Annotated in this window: 16 protein-coding genes; 4 read left to right on the plus strand and 12 right to left on the minus strand. The window is 55.3% G+C overall.

Features of this window, described 5'->3' with window-relative positions:
• Nucleotides 1-81 precede the first annotated feature (81 nt).
• The 4 genes from BCF46_RS17030 to BCF46_RS17045 all read left to right on the plus strand — a co-directional run bounded on the left by BCF46_RS17030 (nucleotide 82) and on the right by BCF46_RS17045 (nucleotide 5,474).
• On the plus strand, nucleotides 82-1,755 hold the full coding sequence (locus BCF46_RS17030) for a bifunctional protein tyrosine phosphatase family protein/NAD(P)/FAD-dependent oxidoreductase (RefSeq protein WP_121027195.1): 1,674 nt from the start codon (nucleotides 82-84) through the stop codon (nucleotides 1,753-1,755).
• 55 nt (nucleotides 1,756-1,810) lie between these two features.
• Nucleotides 1,811-3,547, plus strand: a complete 1,737-nt coding sequence (locus BCF46_RS17035) for a SulP family inorganic anion transporter (protein ID WP_121027198.1) — start codon at nucleotides 1,811-1,813, stop codon at nucleotides 3,545-3,547.
• A 164-nt stretch (nucleotides 3,548-3,711) separates the two neighbouring features.
• The gene (locus tag BCF46_RS17040; RefSeq protein WP_342768444.1) at nucleotides 3,712-4,527 is read left to right on the plus strand and encodes an MBL fold metallo-hydrolase; all 816 of its coding nucleotides are present in this window, start codon (nucleotides 3,712-3,714) and stop codon (nucleotides 4,525-4,527) included.
• A complete protein-coding gene (locus tag BCF46_RS17045) occupies nucleotides 4,527-5,474 on the plus strand; it encodes an MBL fold metallo-hydrolase (protein WP_121027204.1) in 948 nt (315 codons plus the stop codon). Before BCF46_RS17040 ends, BCF46_RS17045 begins: the two co-directional genes overlap by 1 nt.
• A gap of 6 nt (nucleotides 5,475-5,480) precedes the next feature.
• On the opposite strand, the gene BCF46_RS17050 is transcribed toward BCF46_RS17045, so the two are convergent.
• The 12 genes from BCF46_RS17050 to soxX all read right to left on the minus strand — a co-directional run bounded on the left by BCF46_RS17050 (nucleotide 5,481) and on the right by soxX (nucleotide 16,621).
• Nucleotides 5,481-6,548: a YeeE/YedE family protein gene (locus BCF46_RS17050; protein ID WP_121027207.1), complete on the minus strand. Its 1,068-nt coding sequence runs from the start codon at nucleotides 6,546-6,548 to the stop codon at nucleotides 5,481-5,483.
• 50 nt (nucleotides 6,549-6,598) lie between these two features.
• Entirely contained in the window at nucleotides 6,599-7,822 is a 1,224-nt protein-coding gene (hemA, locus tag BCF46_RS17055) for a 5-aminolevulinate synthase (RefSeq protein WP_121027210.1), read from the minus strand.
• 2 nt (nucleotides 7,823-7,824) lie between these two features.
• Nucleotides 7,825-8,256, minus strand: a complete 432-nt coding sequence (locus tag BCF46_RS17060; RefSeq protein WP_121027213.1) for a DUF302 domain-containing protein — start codon at nucleotides 8,254-8,256, stop codon at nucleotides 7,825-7,827.
• A gap of 82 nt (nucleotides 8,257-8,338) precedes the next feature.
• Nucleotides 8,339-9,607: an NAD(P)/FAD-dependent oxidoreductase gene (locus tag BCF46_RS17065; protein ID WP_121027216.1), complete on the minus strand. Its 1,269-nt coding sequence runs from the start codon at nucleotides 9,605-9,607 to the stop codon at nucleotides 8,339-8,341.
• 29 nt (nucleotides 9,608-9,636) lie between these two features.
• A complete protein-coding gene (locus BCF46_RS17070) occupies nucleotides 9,637-10,317 on the minus strand; it encodes a c-type cytochrome (protein ID WP_245990215.1) in 681 nt (226 codons plus the stop codon).
• A 26-nt stretch (nucleotides 10,318-10,343) separates the two neighbouring features.
• A complete protein-coding gene (locus BCF46_RS17075) occupies nucleotides 10,344-11,384 on the minus strand; it encodes a c-type cytochrome (RefSeq protein ID WP_121027222.1) in 1,041 nt (346 codons plus the stop codon).
• A complete protein-coding gene (gene soxC / locus BCF46_RS17080; protein WP_121027225.1) occupies nucleotides 11,368-12,630 on the minus strand; it encodes a sulfite dehydrogenase in 1,263 nt (420 codons plus the stop codon). Before soxC ends, BCF46_RS17075 begins: the two co-directional genes overlap by 17 nt.
• A gap of 23 nt (nucleotides 12,631-12,653) precedes the next feature.
• Complete coding sequence (gene soxB / locus BCF46_RS17085; RefSeq protein WP_121027228.1) at nucleotides 12,654-14,351, minus strand: thiosulfohydrolase SoxB; 1,698 nt, start codon at nucleotides 14,349-14,351, stop codon at nucleotides 12,654-12,656.
• Between the two features lie 100 nt (nucleotides 14,352-14,451).
• A complete protein-coding gene (gene soxA / locus BCF46_RS17090; protein WP_121027231.1) occupies nucleotides 14,452-15,306 on the minus strand; it encodes a sulfur oxidation c-type cytochrome SoxA in 855 nt (284 codons plus the stop codon).
• 27 nt (nucleotides 15,307-15,333) lie between these two features.
• Entirely contained in the window at nucleotides 15,334-15,663 is a 330-nt protein-coding gene (soxZ, locus tag BCF46_RS17095; protein ID WP_121027234.1) for a thiosulfate oxidation carrier complex protein SoxZ, read from the minus strand.
• 23 nt (nucleotides 15,664-15,686) lie between these two features.
• Entirely contained in the window at nucleotides 15,687-16,106 is a 420-nt protein-coding gene (gene soxY / locus BCF46_RS17100) for a thiosulfate oxidation carrier protein SoxY (RefSeq protein ID WP_121027237.1), read from the minus strand.
• Nucleotides 16,107-16,147: 41 nt separating this feature from the next.
• On the minus strand, nucleotides 16,148-16,621 hold the full coding sequence (gene soxX / locus BCF46_RS17105; protein ID WP_121027240.1) for a sulfur oxidation c-type cytochrome SoxX: 474 nt from the start codon (nucleotides 16,619-16,621) through the stop codon (nucleotides 16,148-16,150).
• Nucleotides 16,622-16,696 lie beyond the last annotated feature (75 nt).

Below are 16,696 nucleotides of genomic sequence, written 5' to 3' on the forward strand. Positions count from 1 at the left end.
GCAGTGATCCGCGCCTCGGAGGACGGGCGCAATTCGGTTGCCAGGGTAACGTGACAAGCCCTTAATGGAGAGAGTTTCGCAATGGATATCAAAACACTCACGGCTAGCTTATCGGTTAGCCCTCAAATTTCTCCTGAAGACGTCCAGTCAATCAAAGATAAGGGCTTTCGCTCTATCATCTGCAATCGACCGGACGGCGAAGGCGTGGATCAACCCTCGTTTGACGAGATCGCAGCAGCGGCCAAAAAGCTCGAGCTGGAAACACGCTACATTCCCATCGTAGGTGGCAAAGTCGCGGACGAAGACGCAGAGATTTTTGATAACGCCTTAAACGAACTGCCGGGACCAACACTGGCCTACTGCCGCTCAGGTACGCGGTCAGCGACACTATGGTCGCTGGCAAAAGCAGAAGTTATGGGTGTCGCCGATATCTTAGCCGCGACCAAGTCTGCTGGCTACGACATGGGTGGTGTTGTTCGCCGGATCGTCAATGGTGGCAAGACCCCCACCAACCGCGCAGATGCAACATATGATGTGGTGATCGTGGGTGCCGGCGCTGCCGGGATCGCTGCCGCTTCCAGCCTACAGTCCCGCAAGTCAGGTCTGGAAATCGCAATCATCGACCCCGCAGACATCCACTATTATCAACCCGGCTGGACAATGGTTGGCGGCGGTATCTTCGATGCGCCGGACACAGCAAAAACAATGGGATCGCTTATCCCGCGCGGCGTTCACTGGATCAAAGCCGCTGTCGCTGCGTTCGAGCCTCACGACAACGCAGTTGTCCTAGATGGATGCCGCGTAGTGAGATACGCCCGCCTGATAGTGTGTCCGGGTCTCAAGCTTGATTGGCATCGCGTTGAAGGCCTAGTGGAAACGTTGGGCAAGAATGGCGTAACCTCCAACTATCGCTATGATCTGGCGCCCTACACGTGGGAATTGGTAAAAAGCATGAACGAGGGCCGCGCAATTTTCACGCAGCCGCCGATGCCAATCAAATGCGCGGGCGCTCCACAAAAAGCTATGTACCTATCCGGCGATGCGTGGTCCCGTCGCAATGTGCTAAAAGACATCGATATTCAGTTCAATAACGCAGGTGGGGTGCTGTTCGGAGTAAAAGACTACGTCCCTGCGCTGGAGAAATATGTCGAGAAATATGATGCCTCACTGAATTTCTTTCACAACCTTGTAGCCGTTGATGGTGCCGCGAAGAAAGCTTGGTTTGATGTTTCCAAGCCCGACACGCCAGTCGAGCGTGTGGAAATGGAATTCGACATGATGCATGTCTGCCCACCCCAAGCTGCACCTGACTTTATTCGCGTCTCGCCACTGGCAGATGCGGCGGGTTGGGTCGACGTGGATCAAGCAACCTTACGGCACAAGACATATGACAACGTCTGGTCACTAGGCGACGTCATGAACGCACCGAATGCGAAAACTGCCGCCGCCGCGCGAATTCAAGCTCCCATCGTAGCCGAAAACTTGATTGCGGACATCGAAGGGCGAGCCCCCGTCGCACAGTACAATGGCTACGGCTCCTGCCCGTTGACAGTGGAACGTGGCAAGATCGTGCTTGCAGAGTTCGGCTATGGCGGCACCATGCTGCCGAGCTTTCCAAGATTTCTGATCGACGGGACCAAACCTTCGCGCGCCGCATGGTTCCTGAAAGAAAAGATGCTTCCACCGATATATTGGAAAGCCATGCTGCGCGGCCGTGAGTGGATGGCAAAACCTGAAAAAATCGCCACCAGTTGATTATTCCGCCTCCGCCTAATCCCTGGGGGAGGCTCTTAACACAGACGAGCCCCTGATGCCAATTCAACTCACTCGGTATTTGCCCATCCTGACTTGGGGTCGGGACTATAATCGCACGACGTTATCGAGCGATTTATTGGCTGCGGTGATCGTCACGATCATGCTAATTCCCCAATCCCTGGCCTATGCTCTTTTGGCAGGTTTACCGCCAGAAGCGGGGCTTTACGCTTCCATCGCACCAATCATTCTATACGCCATATTTGGTACCAGCCGCGCGTTGGCCGTGGGTCCTGTCGCGGTGGTATCACTGATGACCGCTGCAGCACTTGGCACTATCGCCGAACAAGGGACGATGGGCTACGCCGCAGCCGCTTTGGTCCTCGCTGGTTTGTCGGGGGCCATCCTTCTCGGCATGGGGCTGTTTCGCCTCGGGTTCGTCGCAAATTTCCTGTCCCACCCCGTCATTGCGGGCTTTATCACCGCGTCCGGAATGATCATCGCTGCAAGCCAGTTGAAACACATTCTTGGCATTAACGCCGAGGGGCATAACCTGCTGGACTTGCTTATCTCTCTGATTAAGCACTTGCCCGAAACCAATTGGATCACCGCAGTCATAGGCGTCTCAGCCGCAGGTTTTTTGTTCTGGGTCCGCAAAGGTCTCAAGCCAACCTTGAAGCGTGCAGGCGTGGGCATGAGGGTTGCGGATGTCACAACTAAGGCCGGTCCGGTTGCAGTCGTGGTTCTTTCAACTTTTGCTGTTTGGATACTTGGGCTTACAGAATACGGTGTGAAAATCGTGGGAGAAGTCCCGCAAAGCCTCCCTCCGCTTACTCTGCCAATTTTCTCGCCCGATCTCGTTGGGAAATTGTTGCTGCCTGCATTCTTAATCTCGATCATCGGCTTCGTGGAATCGATTTCCGTTGCACAAACCCTTGCCGCCAAAAAGCGCCAACGTATTGATCCCGATCAAGAATTGATCGGGCTAGGCGCAGCCAATGTTGCAGCCTCGCTGACAGGTGGATTTCCAGTAACCGGGGGCTTCTCACGTTCAGTCGTGAACTTTGACGCAGGCGCTGAGACCCCCGCCGCTGGTGCCTTCACTGCTATCGGCCTTGCAATTGCGGCAGTTGCATTAACTCCCCTTATCTTCTTTCTTCCCAAAGCAACCTTGGCTGCAACCATCATTGTAGCCGTGTTAAGCTTAGTCGATTTCAGCATCCTCAAGCGCAGCTGGACATATTCAAAGGCCGATTTTGCCGCGGTGCTTGCCACAATACTTTTGACTTTGTCTGTTGGTGTCGAAGCTGGGGTTTCAGCGGGCGTGGGCTTATCTATCCTGCTCCACCTTTATAAATCATCACGCCCCCACATTGCTGAAGTGGGCCTGGTCCACGGGACCGAGCATTTCCGCAATGTGCTTAGGCACAAGGTCAAAACTGATCCCAAAGTCGTTACCCTGCGCGTGGACGAAAGCTTGTATTTCGCCAACGCACGATTCTTGGAGGACAGTATTCAGGACCGCGTGGCGGCAGCCCCAGATGTTCAGCACGTAATTCTGCAATGCACCGCAATAAATGAGATTGACCTGAGTGCGCTGGAATCCCTTGAGGCGATCAACAAGCGTCTAGACGAGATGGGCGTGAAGCTACACCTGTCCGAGGTCAAAGGCCCCGTCATGGATAGGCTGGAAACGTCACACTTTCTTGACGACCTGACCGGTCAGGTATTCCTGACCCAGTATGAAGCGGCGCATGTCGCATTGGAACGCTGCCAGAAGATCAAATCCGGTTAGCACTTGCAAAGCCCCCCTTCAAACATTCATATTCACTAAATCGAATGGATGTGGAGGATCCTATGAATATTGACCGCAGACTTCTTCTAGCTGGGTTTGGGGGCGTAGCTTTATCTGGGCTTCCTCGTGTTTCACTGGCCGCGACGTCAGCCAAAGTTGGCACTATGGAAGTTATCAGCGTCAGTGACGGTAATTTGGTTCTACCGGGCGCGATGTTCTTTGACGGGCTTCCCCAAGATGAGCTCGATAGCATACTTACTCCGCTCAACATCTCACGGGCCCAAGTAGAGCCACCTTGTAACGTCACGCTACTAAGGCACGAAGATCGTGTTGTTTTGTTCGACGCTGGCTCCGGTGACGGCTTCATGCCATCCGCAGGTGCGTTGATCGATAGCCTCGACGCCGTCGGCGTGGCTCCGGATGACATCACCCATCTCGTGTTCACCCACGGTCACCCCGATCATCTTTGGGGGGTACTCGACGATTTCGATGACCCAGTATTCACCAACGCCGAACACATGATGGGGCAGACCGAGTGGGACTATTGGACCAACCCGAACACGGTCAACACCATTGGCGATGTCCGCGCGTCCTTCGCTGTTGGTGCTGCACGCAGGCTCGAGGCCGTTGAAGATCGCATGTCGTTCTTTAGCGATGGCGACGAAGTACTTCCGGGCATTATGGCCCATGCAACTTTCGGCCATACCCCGGGCCACACGTCGTTTGAAGTGCGCTCAGGAACTGATGCACTGCTCGTAGGCGGGGACGCTATTGGCAATCACCACATCGCTTTTGCCCGACCGGACTGGGCAAGCGGGGCAGATCAAGACCCCGATCTGGGCGCTGTCACCCGCGCGCGCCTGCTCGACAAGCTGTCTCAGGAAAAGATCACCTTGCTCGGCTTCCATCTACCTGACGGAGGCGTCGGGCGGGTCGAGCGCAAAGATAGCGGATATCGTTTCGTATCGGAGAACATGTAATGAAGAAGAGTTTTCTGCTCGCCGCCCTTGCCCTGTCAAGCACCGCACATGCAAGCGAGGAAATCGCGGACAAATACCCAAACTCGCTTTTGTACGATAAGCCTTTCGAGGTGATCCCCGGCGTGTTCTCCGCCATTGGGGCAACCGCCCCGCCGACTTATGAAAACTCCGGTCACAACAACAACCTGAGTTTTATCATCACCGGCGACGGCGTTATCGTTGTGAATGGTGGCGCAGCCTATTCATTAGCCAAAGCGCTACATGACGAAATCCGCGCGTTGACGGACCAGCCGGTTAAATTGGTATTCAACGAGAACGGCCAAGGCCACGCAGTATTGGGCAACAACTATTGGACCGAGCAGGGCATCCCCGTGGTCGCCCATCAAGAAGCCGCTGACGAGGTCGAGGAGTATGGCGGTTCCATCCTCGAGGGGATGAAACGGTACAATCGCGACAAAGCCCAAGGCACCAAGATCCAAGGTCCAACTGTCACATTTGAAGATGAGTACATCGTCGATATGGGCGATTTCCATATCGAAGCACGCTATCTTGGCCCCGCCCACAGCCCCGGCGACATCGTGATCTGGCTGCCTGAACAAAGTCTGGTCATCTCCGGCGATATGGCATTCCATGAACGCATGCTACCCATCTTCGAGCATACTTATACCGCCGACTGGCTGGATACTTGGGACACCGAATTCGAGGCTCTCGGAGCGACCTACGTTATACCGGGCCACGGCCATCCCACCAATATGGATCAGGTGCGCCGATACACGAAAGACTATCTGGTTTACCTTCGGGGCAAAGTCGGAGAGTTGATTGAAGAAGGCGGCGGCCTCGCAGAAGCCTATTATGTGGATCAATCACCCTACAAAAAATTGGACACGTTCGAAGAGCTTGCGACAAAAAACGCTGGCCGCGTTTTCGAGCAAATGGAATTCGAATAGATTTTCCTAAACTGCGACTGCATCACGGCGTGAGATGCGACCCATCACAAGGTGGGTCGCCATCGCTCCGACCCACATAAAGAACACCGCAACCCATGCGGTTATTGCAAAAATCGCGCCTCCAGACATGCCCGCACCAACTGCGCAGCCACCGGCAAGCATGCTACCAAACCCCATCAGAGCCGCCCCTATCAAGTAACGCTCCATTGGAGTGTCTGGCCCGAAGCGTTCAATATGCGCTTCACGAGTCAGGATGGCCATGGACATCGCGCCAACGAAAACGCCAGGTACCAAACCTACTCCGAAGCCAAGGGGTAACTTCGTGCTGTTGACCAGTCCCATGAGCGTATCAGTGGACGGCCCTGTGAACGTGACTGATGAAATAGCAATCACTTCGAAGGAGCTTTGGGCGATCGCGTATGTCAACAACCAACCTAGTCCCACGGCACCTCCAACAATCGCGGCAGCGACAGCGTGACTTACACGCACTTCAGAGCGGTGGGCTAGCCAGAACCCGGACGCTAGAGCTAACGCCGCGCCGGTAGCCGCAACAGGGGATGACATATCAAGCTGGCTTAGCAGGCTTCGTGCTTGACCACCCGGAACAAGCCAAAGCCCAGCCAGCGCCTCCCGCACGGGGGCCAGCGCCCCCCTTAAGGACGCTTGTGCCACGAGCGTGAGTACAAGCCCGGTGACAATTGCGCGAAGATTTCCCGTCGCAGACAGCACCAGCAATCTGCTCGCACATCCACGCGCAAGGATCATGCCACACCCAAACATCAAACCGCCGATGATTGCACCAGACATACTGCCCGTCGCTGCAAGTTGCCGCGACTCGGACACGTCGAGAATGCCTAGAGAAATGCTCACCTGCACAAGCAAAACACCCGCGCTAAAGGCAATGAACCAGATTGAGATACGGGGGCCGAAGCCACCTTCGGTCAGCTCTACACTCGCCGCCCTAAGGCAAAAACGGGAATGCTGCGCGGACGCCCCGAAGATCACACCGACCAGTGCACCCGCCAGCATCAACACGCCCTCGTCGCCAAACCGGTCGATCAGAGTCTCAAGCATTCGTTTACCTTTCCGCTCTCAGGCAAGAAAGACCGAGCGCATGGTAACCGCTATTGTGCGGCCATCGGCATACGCGCCAATTCGCACTGTGACCACAACGCGCCTAAAGCATTGACCAAGCGATCTACGTCGTCTTGGCTGTGGACCGGTGATGGCGTGATCCGCAGGCGTTCTGTTCCCTTTGGAACCGTTGGGTAGTTGATAGGTTGGATGTAGATACCGTGGTCCTTCAGCAGCAAATCCGAGATGTACTTGCACTTAACTGGATCACCGACCATCACCGGAATAATATGGCTTGGGTTCTCGGTATGAGGAATGCCAAGCTCGTCTAGACGTGCGCGCACTTCCGCGACACGGACTTGATGCGCTTCACGCTCGGCCGAGGAGGTTTTTAGATGCCTAACCGACGCAGCCGCGCCAGCCGCAACAGCAGGAGGAAGTGCTGTTGTGAAGATAAATCCGCTGGCAAAGCTACGCACAAAATCACACAAATCAACAGACGCCGCGATGTAACCGCCGACAACGCCAAATGCCTTGCCGAGCGTACCTTCAATCACGGTAATCCGACCCATAAGGCCTTCGCGTTCTGCAATGCCACCACCACGTGAACCGTAGAGACCTACAGCATGGACTTCATCTAGATAGGTCATGGCATTGTATTTGTCGGCGAGGTCGCAGATTTCCTTGATCGGCGCGATGTCACCATCCATCGAATAAACGCTCTCGAAGGCAATTAGCTTCGGCTGGTTCAATGGAAGTGACGCCAGTTTGGCTTCCAGGTCCACAAGGTCATTGTGCTTCCAGATCATCCGATCAGCTTGTGAGTGCCGAATGCCTTCAATCATCGACGCGTGGTTCAAAGCGTCAGACAGTACAACGCAACCAGGAATTTTGCCCGCCAACGTACCAAGCGCAGCCCAGTTGGAAACGTAGCCGGAGGTGAACAGCAAAGCATCCTCCTTGCCATGCAGATCAGCTAACTCAGCTTCCAGTTGAACATGGTCGTGGGTCGTGCCGGAGATATTGCGCGTTCCACCAGCGCCAGCGCCGCAGCGGTCCAGTGCCTCATGCATGGCCTCGAGGACCGATGGATGTTGCCCCATGCCTAGATAGTCATTCGAACACCAGATGGTGACCGGCGCAGTACCGCCACTCTCATGCGACTTAGCATGGGGGAAGTCGCCGCATTGGCGCTCCAACTCGGCAAAGACGCGATAGTTTCCGTCATCGCGCAACTGATCAAGGCTGGCGGCAAAAAAATTCTGATAGTTCATGGTTACTGCAGAGCCTCTTTTACGATGTCGTCCAGCAGCGCTTGCACTTCTTGCATTGGCCCCTCTGGAAAGGTCTTGTAGCCGATGATGACTTCACCTTGTTGATCTACGACAAAGATTCCGTAAGGACAAAACGCGATGTTCATAGGATCAGCCTCCATGACCTTTCGCGAGAGTTGCGCAGAGCAGAACTGGAAAATATCCGCTCCGTCAAAGAGCTTCACATCACTGCCAACAGCGTCAGCAGTACGGTTGAGCATGTCACCTGTGTGGCTCACCCAATCAACAACCAATCCACGCCCAACAATTGCGCTTTCAACGGCAAAGGTGGCATCCCCGAAGTCACCTTCGAACGGATAGGTTATGGCGTGGTTTTCAGCAAAAGCTGACGTCGAAAATAGGGTTAAAGCCCCTGCCATCACTAATCTCTTCATGAGAGTCCCTCCTGTCGCTTAATTTATCGAACCACAGCCTGGAAGCGCGGGCCTTGATATAGATCATGCCCGCGCAGGTCGCTTATCCAAACATATCAGCCGTAATGCCAGCGTACCAACCTTCGGATTCCTCAAAGGTTGCCTTGCGAGTTGCGCTATCTTCACCAGTAGAAGAGATGAACCCATCAACCTTTGATATCTTCTCGGCGGTTGCCTCGTAAGTTGCGCCGACCTTCACGCCATCATCGGTGCCAATCAGGGACCAGCATGTGTTCGAGAACTTGGCAGGGAACACTTTGGATCCTGTCAGCGCACCGCGCACGGCGTTGGCACATACTTTCGCCTGCGAGTTGGCCGAGAAGCCGGATTTCGGCATATCACCCTGCTGGCTTGCATCACCCAAAACGTAGACGTCTGCGTCCGCTTTGGTGCTCATGTCAGCGGCATTCACAGGTGCCCAGTTGCCTTCAGTCACACCAGCAAGTTCCGCAATGCGACCCGCCTTCATAGCGGGAATCACGTTGCAAACGTCGACTTTGGTCTCTTCTCCATCAATGGTCACCGTCATTGCGTTCGGGTCCACCGAGACGTTGCCACCGCCAAAATCGGAGCCGATCCAATCGACCATCCCCGCGTAATGGTTCGCCCAGCCTTCCTGGAACAGGCTCATCTTGGAGAACTTCTCTTTCGGGTCGGCTACGATGATTTTCGCGGTCGGGTTGCTGGACTTTAGTGCGTGAGCAACCATCGAAACCCGCTCATACGGCCCTGGAGGGCAGCGGAAAGGATTCGGCGGGGCAACCATGGCGAACGTTCCACCTTCGGGCATCGCCATAACTTGCGCTTTTAGAAGCTCGGTTTGCGAGCCGCCCTTGTAGGCGTGTGGCATGGCGTTTTGGGAAGAGACACTCCAACCTTCCACAGCGCCGTCAACAAAATCAATGCCGGGGCTGAGGATCAGTTTGTCATATGGCAGTTTTGAGCCACCAGCGAGCGTAACCATCTTGCTGTCACGATCAACGCCCACGGCCCAGTCATGCACGACATTGATGCCGTACTTGGCAGCAAGCGTGCCGTAGTTATGACCAAGGTCGTCGATGTCGCGGAAGCCGCCCAAATACAGGTTCGAGAAGAAGCAGGTAAAGTATGTGCGCGACGGCTCCACCAGCGTCACATCCAGCTCACCCTTGCTATCTTTTGCGAGGTAGCGCGCAGCGGTTGCACCACCTGCCCCGCCACCGATCAGCACCACGCGCGGCCTGCCGTGACCGTCCGCAAGAACCGAAGGCGCACTTAGCGACGCCATTGCGGCAGCACCCGTTCCCATAAAAATTCGTCTGTTCAGTGTCATGTTTCATTCCTCCCAGAAAAATAGCCTCGTTATTCGAGGTCCTTAAAATACGCAGCCAAAGCTGCGATCTCGTCATCATTCAAACGCCCCGCCATCATCTGCATAACCGGATGCGGCCGGATTTTCCGTTTGTAGGCGTGCATAGCGACCACGAAGTCTTCTTCAGGCCATTGCGTGATTGATGGAATGCCCACGGCACTACCGTCAGATTGATGGCAAGTCAGGCATTCGTTCGAAAGATATTCGCCGTATTCTGGATCACCCTTCAAAGCAAGGATCGCTGGATCAAGGTCATGATCCGTTGCCGTCGCAGTTGGCTCGGCCTCTGGCAGGTTGGACGGGTTATCCGAAAAGTTCCGCAAATAGGCTAACAGGTTGGCGCGGTCAGTCGCGTCTTTCATGCCGCGAAAACTCATCCGAGTTTTGGACACCAGCGCACGTGGGTTCTCGATATAGGCGTCGAGTGTCTTGGCGGTCCACGTCAGCCCATCGTTGCCAGCGCGCTGCATCGACTTTGAGTATCTGAAACCCTCATGCGCAGCGGCGCGGCGCCCGAAGATGCCATTCAAGTGCGGCCCTATACGGTCTTTCGCGCCGGCCCCGAGTTGGTGGCACCCTTTGCATTGGGAAAACACTTTTTCACCCGCTTCTGCGTCGCCGATTTCATTGGCAAAAGACGTCCCAGCCGCGATGCTCGCGGCTAGGGTCATTTTTGCAAACAATGCGACGCCCATGCTTAGTTACCCAAGCTGGTCAGATAGGCCGTAATCGCCGCAAGGTCCTTTTCTTTCTTCAGACCTGCGAAGCTCATTTTTGTGCCCTTCATGAAGGCTTTCGGCTTTCTAAGGAACTCGGCCAAGGTTTCGTCGGTCCAAACCAGACCACCTTCGGCTTTTGCCTTCAGCGCCTTGGAATACTTAAACCCTTCAACTGCGCCCGCAGCTTGGCCAATAATACCGTTCAACACCGGACCAGTTTTGTTTTTGGCCCCGTCGCCGACTTGGTGGCAAGCCTTGCATTTTTTGAAAACCTTGGCACCTGCCGCAACTAATTCTGGGTCAAGAGCCACCACTTCTTCGACAGGCGCTTCCTCTACTTTGGTTTCTTCCACGACAGGCGCGTCTTCGACCATTGCGGGTGCCGGTTCGTCTTTCCCCTCATCAGGGGTTACATCCAGAACCATGGCGCGCATGGTGACTTTGACGTCTTCCTTGCAGTTCTCCATGCAAGGCTCGCCAACCCATTTGGAATGCTCTGTCTCAAGGCGGTTATCCAAGATGAACCCATCGTGGTTTGGCAATTCGACATCAGCAAACGTCTCGTTAGACAGCACGAAATCCTCGTCAACCAAATCGTTGGAATAGAGAATGTAGGCAACGATCGCGTAGACCTCATCTGCGTCCAAAGTTTGGGCGTTGCCGAATGGCATAGACCGGTTCACGTAGTCCCATGCCGTTGACAAATACGGCCAATAGCTGCCCACAGTTTTCAACGGATCTTCATCCGCCAATGTGCCAGCGCCGCCTGCCAGCTTTGGCCAGTTGTCGACGCCTTCCGCAAAGTCACCGTGGCAAACCGCACATTGATCAGCGAACACCTCCTCGCCGGTCAGCACGTCGCCGGAGCCGTCGGGCAAGCCGGTGCCATCAGGGCGAACATCTTTGTCCCATGCCGCAATTTCTTCAGGCAAAGCCGTACGGCCAAGACCGAATGTGTCGGCGACAGCCGGAGTTGAAATCAGGGCAAGCGCCGTTGCTACCTTAAGAAACTTCGACATTTTCCGCCTCCCCGTTCGCGCGCACCAGCCAGGTCTGGATACAGTTGTTGTGGTAAATTGAATTCAACCCGCGCACCTCGCGCAGCTGCGTTTTCGTAGGCTGCACATAGCCCGTGTCATCCATGGCGCGCGACTGGAGCATCATCTCGTCGCCATCCCAATTCGTGTCGAGATAGAAGCGTGTCAGCGCCATTTTCTCACCCGGTTTGGCAAGGCGCGCGGTTTCCCAAGTCTTGCCACCGTCTTTCGACACATCAACGCGTTTGATCGCGCCACGACCGGACCAGGCCAGACCTGTGATAACCAGCGGGCCTTTGCCGTGGGTGATCGGCGCTTGCGGACTAGGCGAGGTCACAACGGACTTCGCATCCATTTCCCACGTCCATTTGCGCGCGATGCCATTCTCAAGAACATCAGTATATTTTGACGTCTCTTCGCGGCTCTCAACCGGCGCGTCAGTCACTTCGATGCGGCGGATCCATTTGACCCACATATTGCCTTCCCAACCGGGGACGACCAGCCGCACGGGGTAGCCATGCTCTTTGCGCAGCGCTTCACCATTGGCTTTAAAGGCAATCAATACATCGTCGAGCGCTTTTTCCATCGGGATCGAGCGGCCATTTGACGACGCATCCGCGCCTTCAACATAGACCCACTTGCCTGCGGTGTCGTAGCCGGCTTCTTCCAGCAACGTGCGCAGAGGCACACCAGTGTATTCCATGTTGTGGATCATGCCGTGGGTGAACTGTGCGCCGTTTAGTTGCGCGCCTGCCCATTCCATTCCGGTGTTCGCTGCGCATTCGCAGAAGTACACGTGGTTCTCACGCGGGAACCGCTCCAGATCGGCGTAGGAGAAGACCAAGGGGCGGTCCACCATCCCGTTGATCATCAAGCGGTAGTCGTCTTTCTTCAAGTCAATCGCGCCAGAGTGGTGACGCTCGAACGCGCATCCTTGCGGCGTGATCGTGCCGTCCAACGCGTGGATCGGCGTGAAGTTGATCGAGCTGATCGTATCAGCGGTGAGCCATTCCACATTGCGGCGCACGACGTCGCCCTCATACTGAATAGGTAAACCATACGGCGATGCGTCCACTCCGTCACCAAGGCCGGACGCCCATGGTTGAACTTCGGTGATCAGCGGGTCAGGCGTTGCGGCGCTAGCCTTGCCCGCCGCCAAGCCAACCCCTGTCAGGGCTGCGCCTTTAAGGAAGGCGCGGCGGGATTTACCGGTCGTCTTGTTCGTCATCTCTTTGCCTTTCTATTGGGGGCTTAAGCGCCAACAACCTGCACACTGTTGTTCGGATCAACCGTCACAGTGCCTTGCTTGCGGATATGATCTTCCACGACATCCCAGATATGAGGGCCCTCGGTGCCCTCGTTCACCGAGGCCCACCCCGCGACTTGATATGTCTTCGACGCATCAATCTTCTCGCCAGTTTTCAGCAACGTCATTTCTGTAATGCGTTCACCTTGCGGCTTGGTGATGTCGATGCGGTAACCAAGGCCACCCGTGCGCACCATGTCCCCGCCCTGTTGATAGTAGGGGTCTGGATTGAATAGGTTGTCGGCCACGTCTTCCAAAACGACATGCAGGAATTCACCCGTCATCTCGGAGCGGTAAGCCGCACCGTACGTCATTGAAGTGACGTTCCAAATGTCTTCGCGGGTGATGTCTTGCCCGGGCAGCAGAGACGGCCCCCAACGCACGCCAGGGCTGAGCGCTATGTCGGCTTCACGCTCCGAAATGAGCGCATCACAGATGACGTCATCCCAAGTGCCGTTGAAGTTACCACGGCGGTACAACAAGGAACCGGTTTGCCCGATCACCTCCGAAAGCTTCTCCTCGTACGGCGCACGCTGATCATCAATGACCGCAGCAACTTCGGCATCAGGCGTAATGACATCTGAAAAGATAGGGATCAGCTTGTGGCGGAAGCCCATCATGCGGCCGTCCCTGACGTCCAGATCAACCCGCGAAACGAACTTGCCATTGGAGCCCGACGCCACGATGATCGTCTCGCCCACCAATACCGGCTCTGGCAATGCGTCATGGGTGTGGCCGGACAAAATGACGTCGATGCCTTTCACCTTACCCGCCATCTTCTTGTCCACGTCAAAGCCATTGTGGCTCAGGCATACAACAAGCTCGGCACCTGCGGCGCGGACTTCGTCAACCATCTCTTGCATGTTCTCGTCACGAATTCCGAACGCATATTCGGGGAACATCCATCCGGGGTTGGCGATCGGCATGTAAGGGAACGCCTGCCCGATGACAGCCACTTTCACCCCACCGCGTTCGAAGAATTTGTAAGGCGGGAACAATTCTGCGGGTTCGTCCCACTCGGCGTCAAAAATGTTTTGCCCAAGGGCAGCGAAGGGCAAGCCTTGAACAATCTCGTTTACGCGGTCAGAGCCGAGCGTGAATTCCCAGTGGAAGGTCATCGCGTCGGGCTTCATCGCATTCATCACGTTGACCATGTCTTGGCCTTCGGTGTGGAAGCAGGTGTAGGAACCGTGCCATGTGTCGCCGCCATCCAGAAGCAGGGCGTCAGGACGCTCAGAACGGATTTGATTGATAACTGTTGCAACGCGGTCCAAGCCGCCGACGCGACCATAGCCCTCCGCCAACGCGGTGAAATCACCAGAACTCAGCGCATAATGCGACGGGCTGCCGTCTTCGATCCCGTATAGCTTCCGGAAATCAGAGCCCGTGACATGTGGAACCTTTCCGCGATTGTCACCTACACCAATGTTGATTGAAGGTTCGCGGAAATAAAGCGGCTTCAGCTGCGCATGAATGTCTGTGACGTGGATCAACGACACGTTGCCAAACGTATCAAACTGCAGCAGCTGGTCTTGTGTCAGCGACTGCTGCGCCGCCAAACGCCCCCAATTGCCATAGCTGGACGCTCCGAGGATGGCACTTGCCGCCATGCTTGTTTGAAGAAAGTCACGCCGTGAGATCATTTGAAGGTGTTCCCTTTGTCAAGATATATGCTGTTTCTTGAATGTTTTGAGTTTTAAAAAACCCCACACCGATCACTCGGTGCGGGGCAATCAAAATCCTTTAGTTACGAACAGACGGTCCTTCGACCGACAAGCCGTTCCCGCGCGACGCGACATACAGCTCAAGCGCCACGAACTCCGGGCTACCAGGGCTGTAGGTTTCAGCACGGGTATCGCGAACGCAGCCTTTGAAGCGCGCATGAGCCGAGTTCAGCTTGGTGTTCTTCAAACGGTAAGTTGGGAAACCGTTGATTTGACCTTGGCTCAGGTGATCCGCACGGATCATCTTGCCATAGCTGTCTTCGTGGCAGTTGGCACAAGACAGCTCAAGCTGACCGGTGCGAGTATAGTACAGCTCTTTGCCATCTTCCCAAGTTGACTGGGCGGGGCCGTCAATCGCCACGTTCACAGGTTTGCCGCGCGATACGGACGCCAACAATGCAGTCATGTTGACGATATCGCCACCAGTGTACTTCCACTTTTCGGCACCCATACGGTTTTCACGGCAATCGTTGATCTGCATCTCAAGCGTAAACACTTTTTCGGCCGCGTCATTCCACTTTGGGAATGTTGGGCGAACGTCGGACATGTCCGAAGATGCACCGTGACAGTCGGCGCAAGACTTGCCTTCCGATCCGTCAGCAGTGTTCCAGACATCCTCGGCCTGCTCAACAAAGATCATGCCGGGATTGTCGAAATCATCAGCTTGCATCGCGCGGGTTTCAGTGCCGCGAAACAGCCAGCCGGACATCACTTCGTCAAGTACATCGGCCACGTGGGCAGGTGCGGCGGTACGTGTAACGATTGTCAGCTCTTCGTTGATGATCAAAGTATCATCAACTGGGTCAGCCATGGCGCCAGACGCCATGGATCCCGCTACGATCAGGGCGCTAAGTGCGCCTTTTAGATTGGTCATATCATCCCTCCCGTGATGTTGCGACGCTCATTCAATGGCAATTTTCTTGCTCTCTTCGTACACAGAGCCGTCGTCGTCATACCAAGTGAACTTGAACTCGCCAGCCTCAGGGACCTTGGCTTCAAATTCCAGATATGGGTTGGTCGAAATCGCAGGTTCAAGCACCACATCGACGACGTTCTCGCCGTTGAAGTCGCATGTAAAGCGATTGATGATCGAGCGTGGGATCAGGTTGCCGTCGTCATCTTTACGCTGACCAGATTCCATCTTGTGGCTGATCAGCGTTTTGATGGTTATTGTGTCGCCTGCAGCTGCCTTCTTAGGCACCTTGACGCGGGGTTTTACACCTTTTGCCATTTTAGAATTCTCCTTGAGATACCTTAGCCGCCGCAGCCGCCGATTGTGACTTTGACCGTGCTCGACGCTTTCGCGAAGGACCCGTCAGCCATTTTTGCGATCGCAACAACCTCTTGGGTGCCGGCAAGCCGGATGCGCGTAGACGCATCCTGCGATGCAGCCAGTGGTCCGAACTTGAATGTCGCAACGGCCGGTATTGGGTTGCCCGTGGCCAGCACGAGAATTTCAGATGCGCCAGGTGCGGACACCTCAACCGGAACGGTATTGCCGTTCTCAGCAATTTCCGGCGCTGTCAGGGTGATCCCTGCATCGCCCATTTCAGCGCCGCCCGTGAAGGCTGCAATGGCGTCGTCTGCCAAGGTTGCGGACGCGCGCAGCGGTAAGCCAACCGCAACGAAGGCACCCGCGCCCATGATCATGGCATTTCGTCTTGTCAGTTTCATTGATTCAGCTCCTGAGCTTGATCCCCTTGGATAGGGACCGATCATTCTTTGAGGGTGGAAAGGTAGGCCACCACGTCTTCGATCTGCTGCGCAGTAAGAAGTGGTCCGAACGTGTCGTCGGCAGCCTCGCCTGTGTATGCGTTACCAGGGCGGATGAAGCCCTCGGTTTTGTAGAACGACGGCATCATGGTGTCCTCGAACATAATCTTGGCGTTAGCAACGATGCCGCGAAGTTCGGCCTCGGTCCAACGTTCACCAGCTCCATCAAGCGAGGGGCCGATTTCCCCTTGGAACGGAACATCGGCCAAGTCTGAAACCTGATGGCAAGCTATGCAATTGCCCAGTTTTTTGCTGCCGACAATCTCGCTGCCGCTTGCTGGATCGCCCGCAACACCCGAAAGTGATTGCGAGACCGTACCGTCTTCGAAGCTAACGGCAGTTGGCGCAATTTCGGCCGCGCCTAAAGCGGTGGCAGAGACAGCGGCTGCTATCGTTGTAATTATGGAAACTCTCATGCGTCCTCCCGTAACACATTCAATTTTTCGTATACCATAGGACACGCGTTCGTGAAGCGGCAAGCGTAAATTCTA

Origin of the sequence: Litoreibacter meonggei, from assembly GCF_003663885.1 — a bacterium.
Lineage (GTDB): Bacteria > Pseudomonadota > Alphaproteobacteria > Rhodobacterales > Rhodobacteraceae > Litoreibacter > Litoreibacter meonggei.

What these genes read in the sequence shown, in the direction of transcription:
- soxZ (WP_121027234.1), bottom strand. Translation starts at nt 15,663, where the DNA reads ATGGCAAAAGGTGTAAAACCCCGCGTCAAGGTGCCTAAGAAGGCAGCT.
- BCF46_RS17070 (WP_245990215.1), bottom strand. Translation starts at nt 10,317, where the DNA reads ATGACCCTAGCCGCGAGCATCGCGGCTGGGACGTCTTTTGCCAATGAA.
- BCF46_RS17045 (WP_121027204.1), top strand. Translation starts at nt 4,527, where the DNA reads ATGAAGAAGAGTTTTCTGCTCGCCGCCCTTGCCCTGTCAAGCACCGCA.
- BCF46_RS17040 (WP_342768444.1), top strand. Translation starts at nt 3,712, where the DNA reads ATGGAAGTTATCAGCGTCAGTGACGGTAATTTGGTTCTACCGGGCGCG.
- soxB (WP_121027228.1), bottom strand. Translation starts at nt 14,351, where the DNA reads ATGATCTCACGGCGTGACTTTCTTCAAACAAGCATGGCGGCAAGTGCC.
- soxX (WP_121027240.1), bottom strand. Translation starts at nt 16,621, where the DNA reads ATGAGAGTTTCCATAATTACAACGATAGCAGCCGCTGTCTCTGCCACC.
- soxC (WP_121027225.1), bottom strand. Translation starts at nt 12,630, where the DNA reads ATGACGAACAAGACGACCGGTAAATCCCGCCGCGCCTTCCTTAAAGGC.
- BCF46_RS17060 (WP_121027213.1), bottom strand. Translation starts at nt 8,256, where the DNA reads ATGAAGAGATTAGTGATGGCAGGGGCTTTAACCCTATTTTCGACGTCA.
- soxA (WP_121027231.1), bottom strand. Translation starts at nt 15,306, where the DNA reads ATGACCAATCTAAAAGGCGCACTTAGCGCCCTGATCGTAGCGGGATCC.
- BCF46_RS17065 (WP_121027216.1), bottom strand. Translation starts at nt 9,607, where the DNA reads ATGACACTGAACAGACGAATTTTTATGGGAACGGGTGCTGCCGCAATG.
- BCF46_RS17035 (WP_121027198.1), top strand. Translation starts at nt 1,811, where the DNA reads ATGCCAATTCAACTCACTCGGTATTTGCCCATCCTGACTTGGGGTCGG.
- BCF46_RS17030 (WP_121027195.1), top strand. Translation starts at nt 82, where the DNA reads ATGGATATCAAAACACTCACGGCTAGCTTATCGGTTAGCCCTCAAATT.
- BCF46_RS17075 (WP_121027222.1), bottom strand. Translation starts at nt 11,384, where the DNA reads ATGTCGAAGTTTCTTAAGGTAGCAACGGCGCTTGCCCTGATTTCAACT.
- soxY (WP_121027237.1), bottom strand. Translation starts at nt 16,106, where the DNA reads ATGAAACTGACAAGACGAAATGCCATGATCATGGGCGCGGGTGCCTTC.
- BCF46_RS17050 (WP_121027207.1), bottom strand. Translation starts at nt 6,548, where the DNA reads ATGCTTGAGACTCTGATCGACCGGTTTGGCGACGAGGGCGTGTTGATG.
- hemA (WP_121027210.1), bottom strand. Translation starts at nt 7,822, where the DNA reads ATGAACTATCAGAATTTTTTTGCCGCCAGCCTTGATCAGTTGCGCGAT.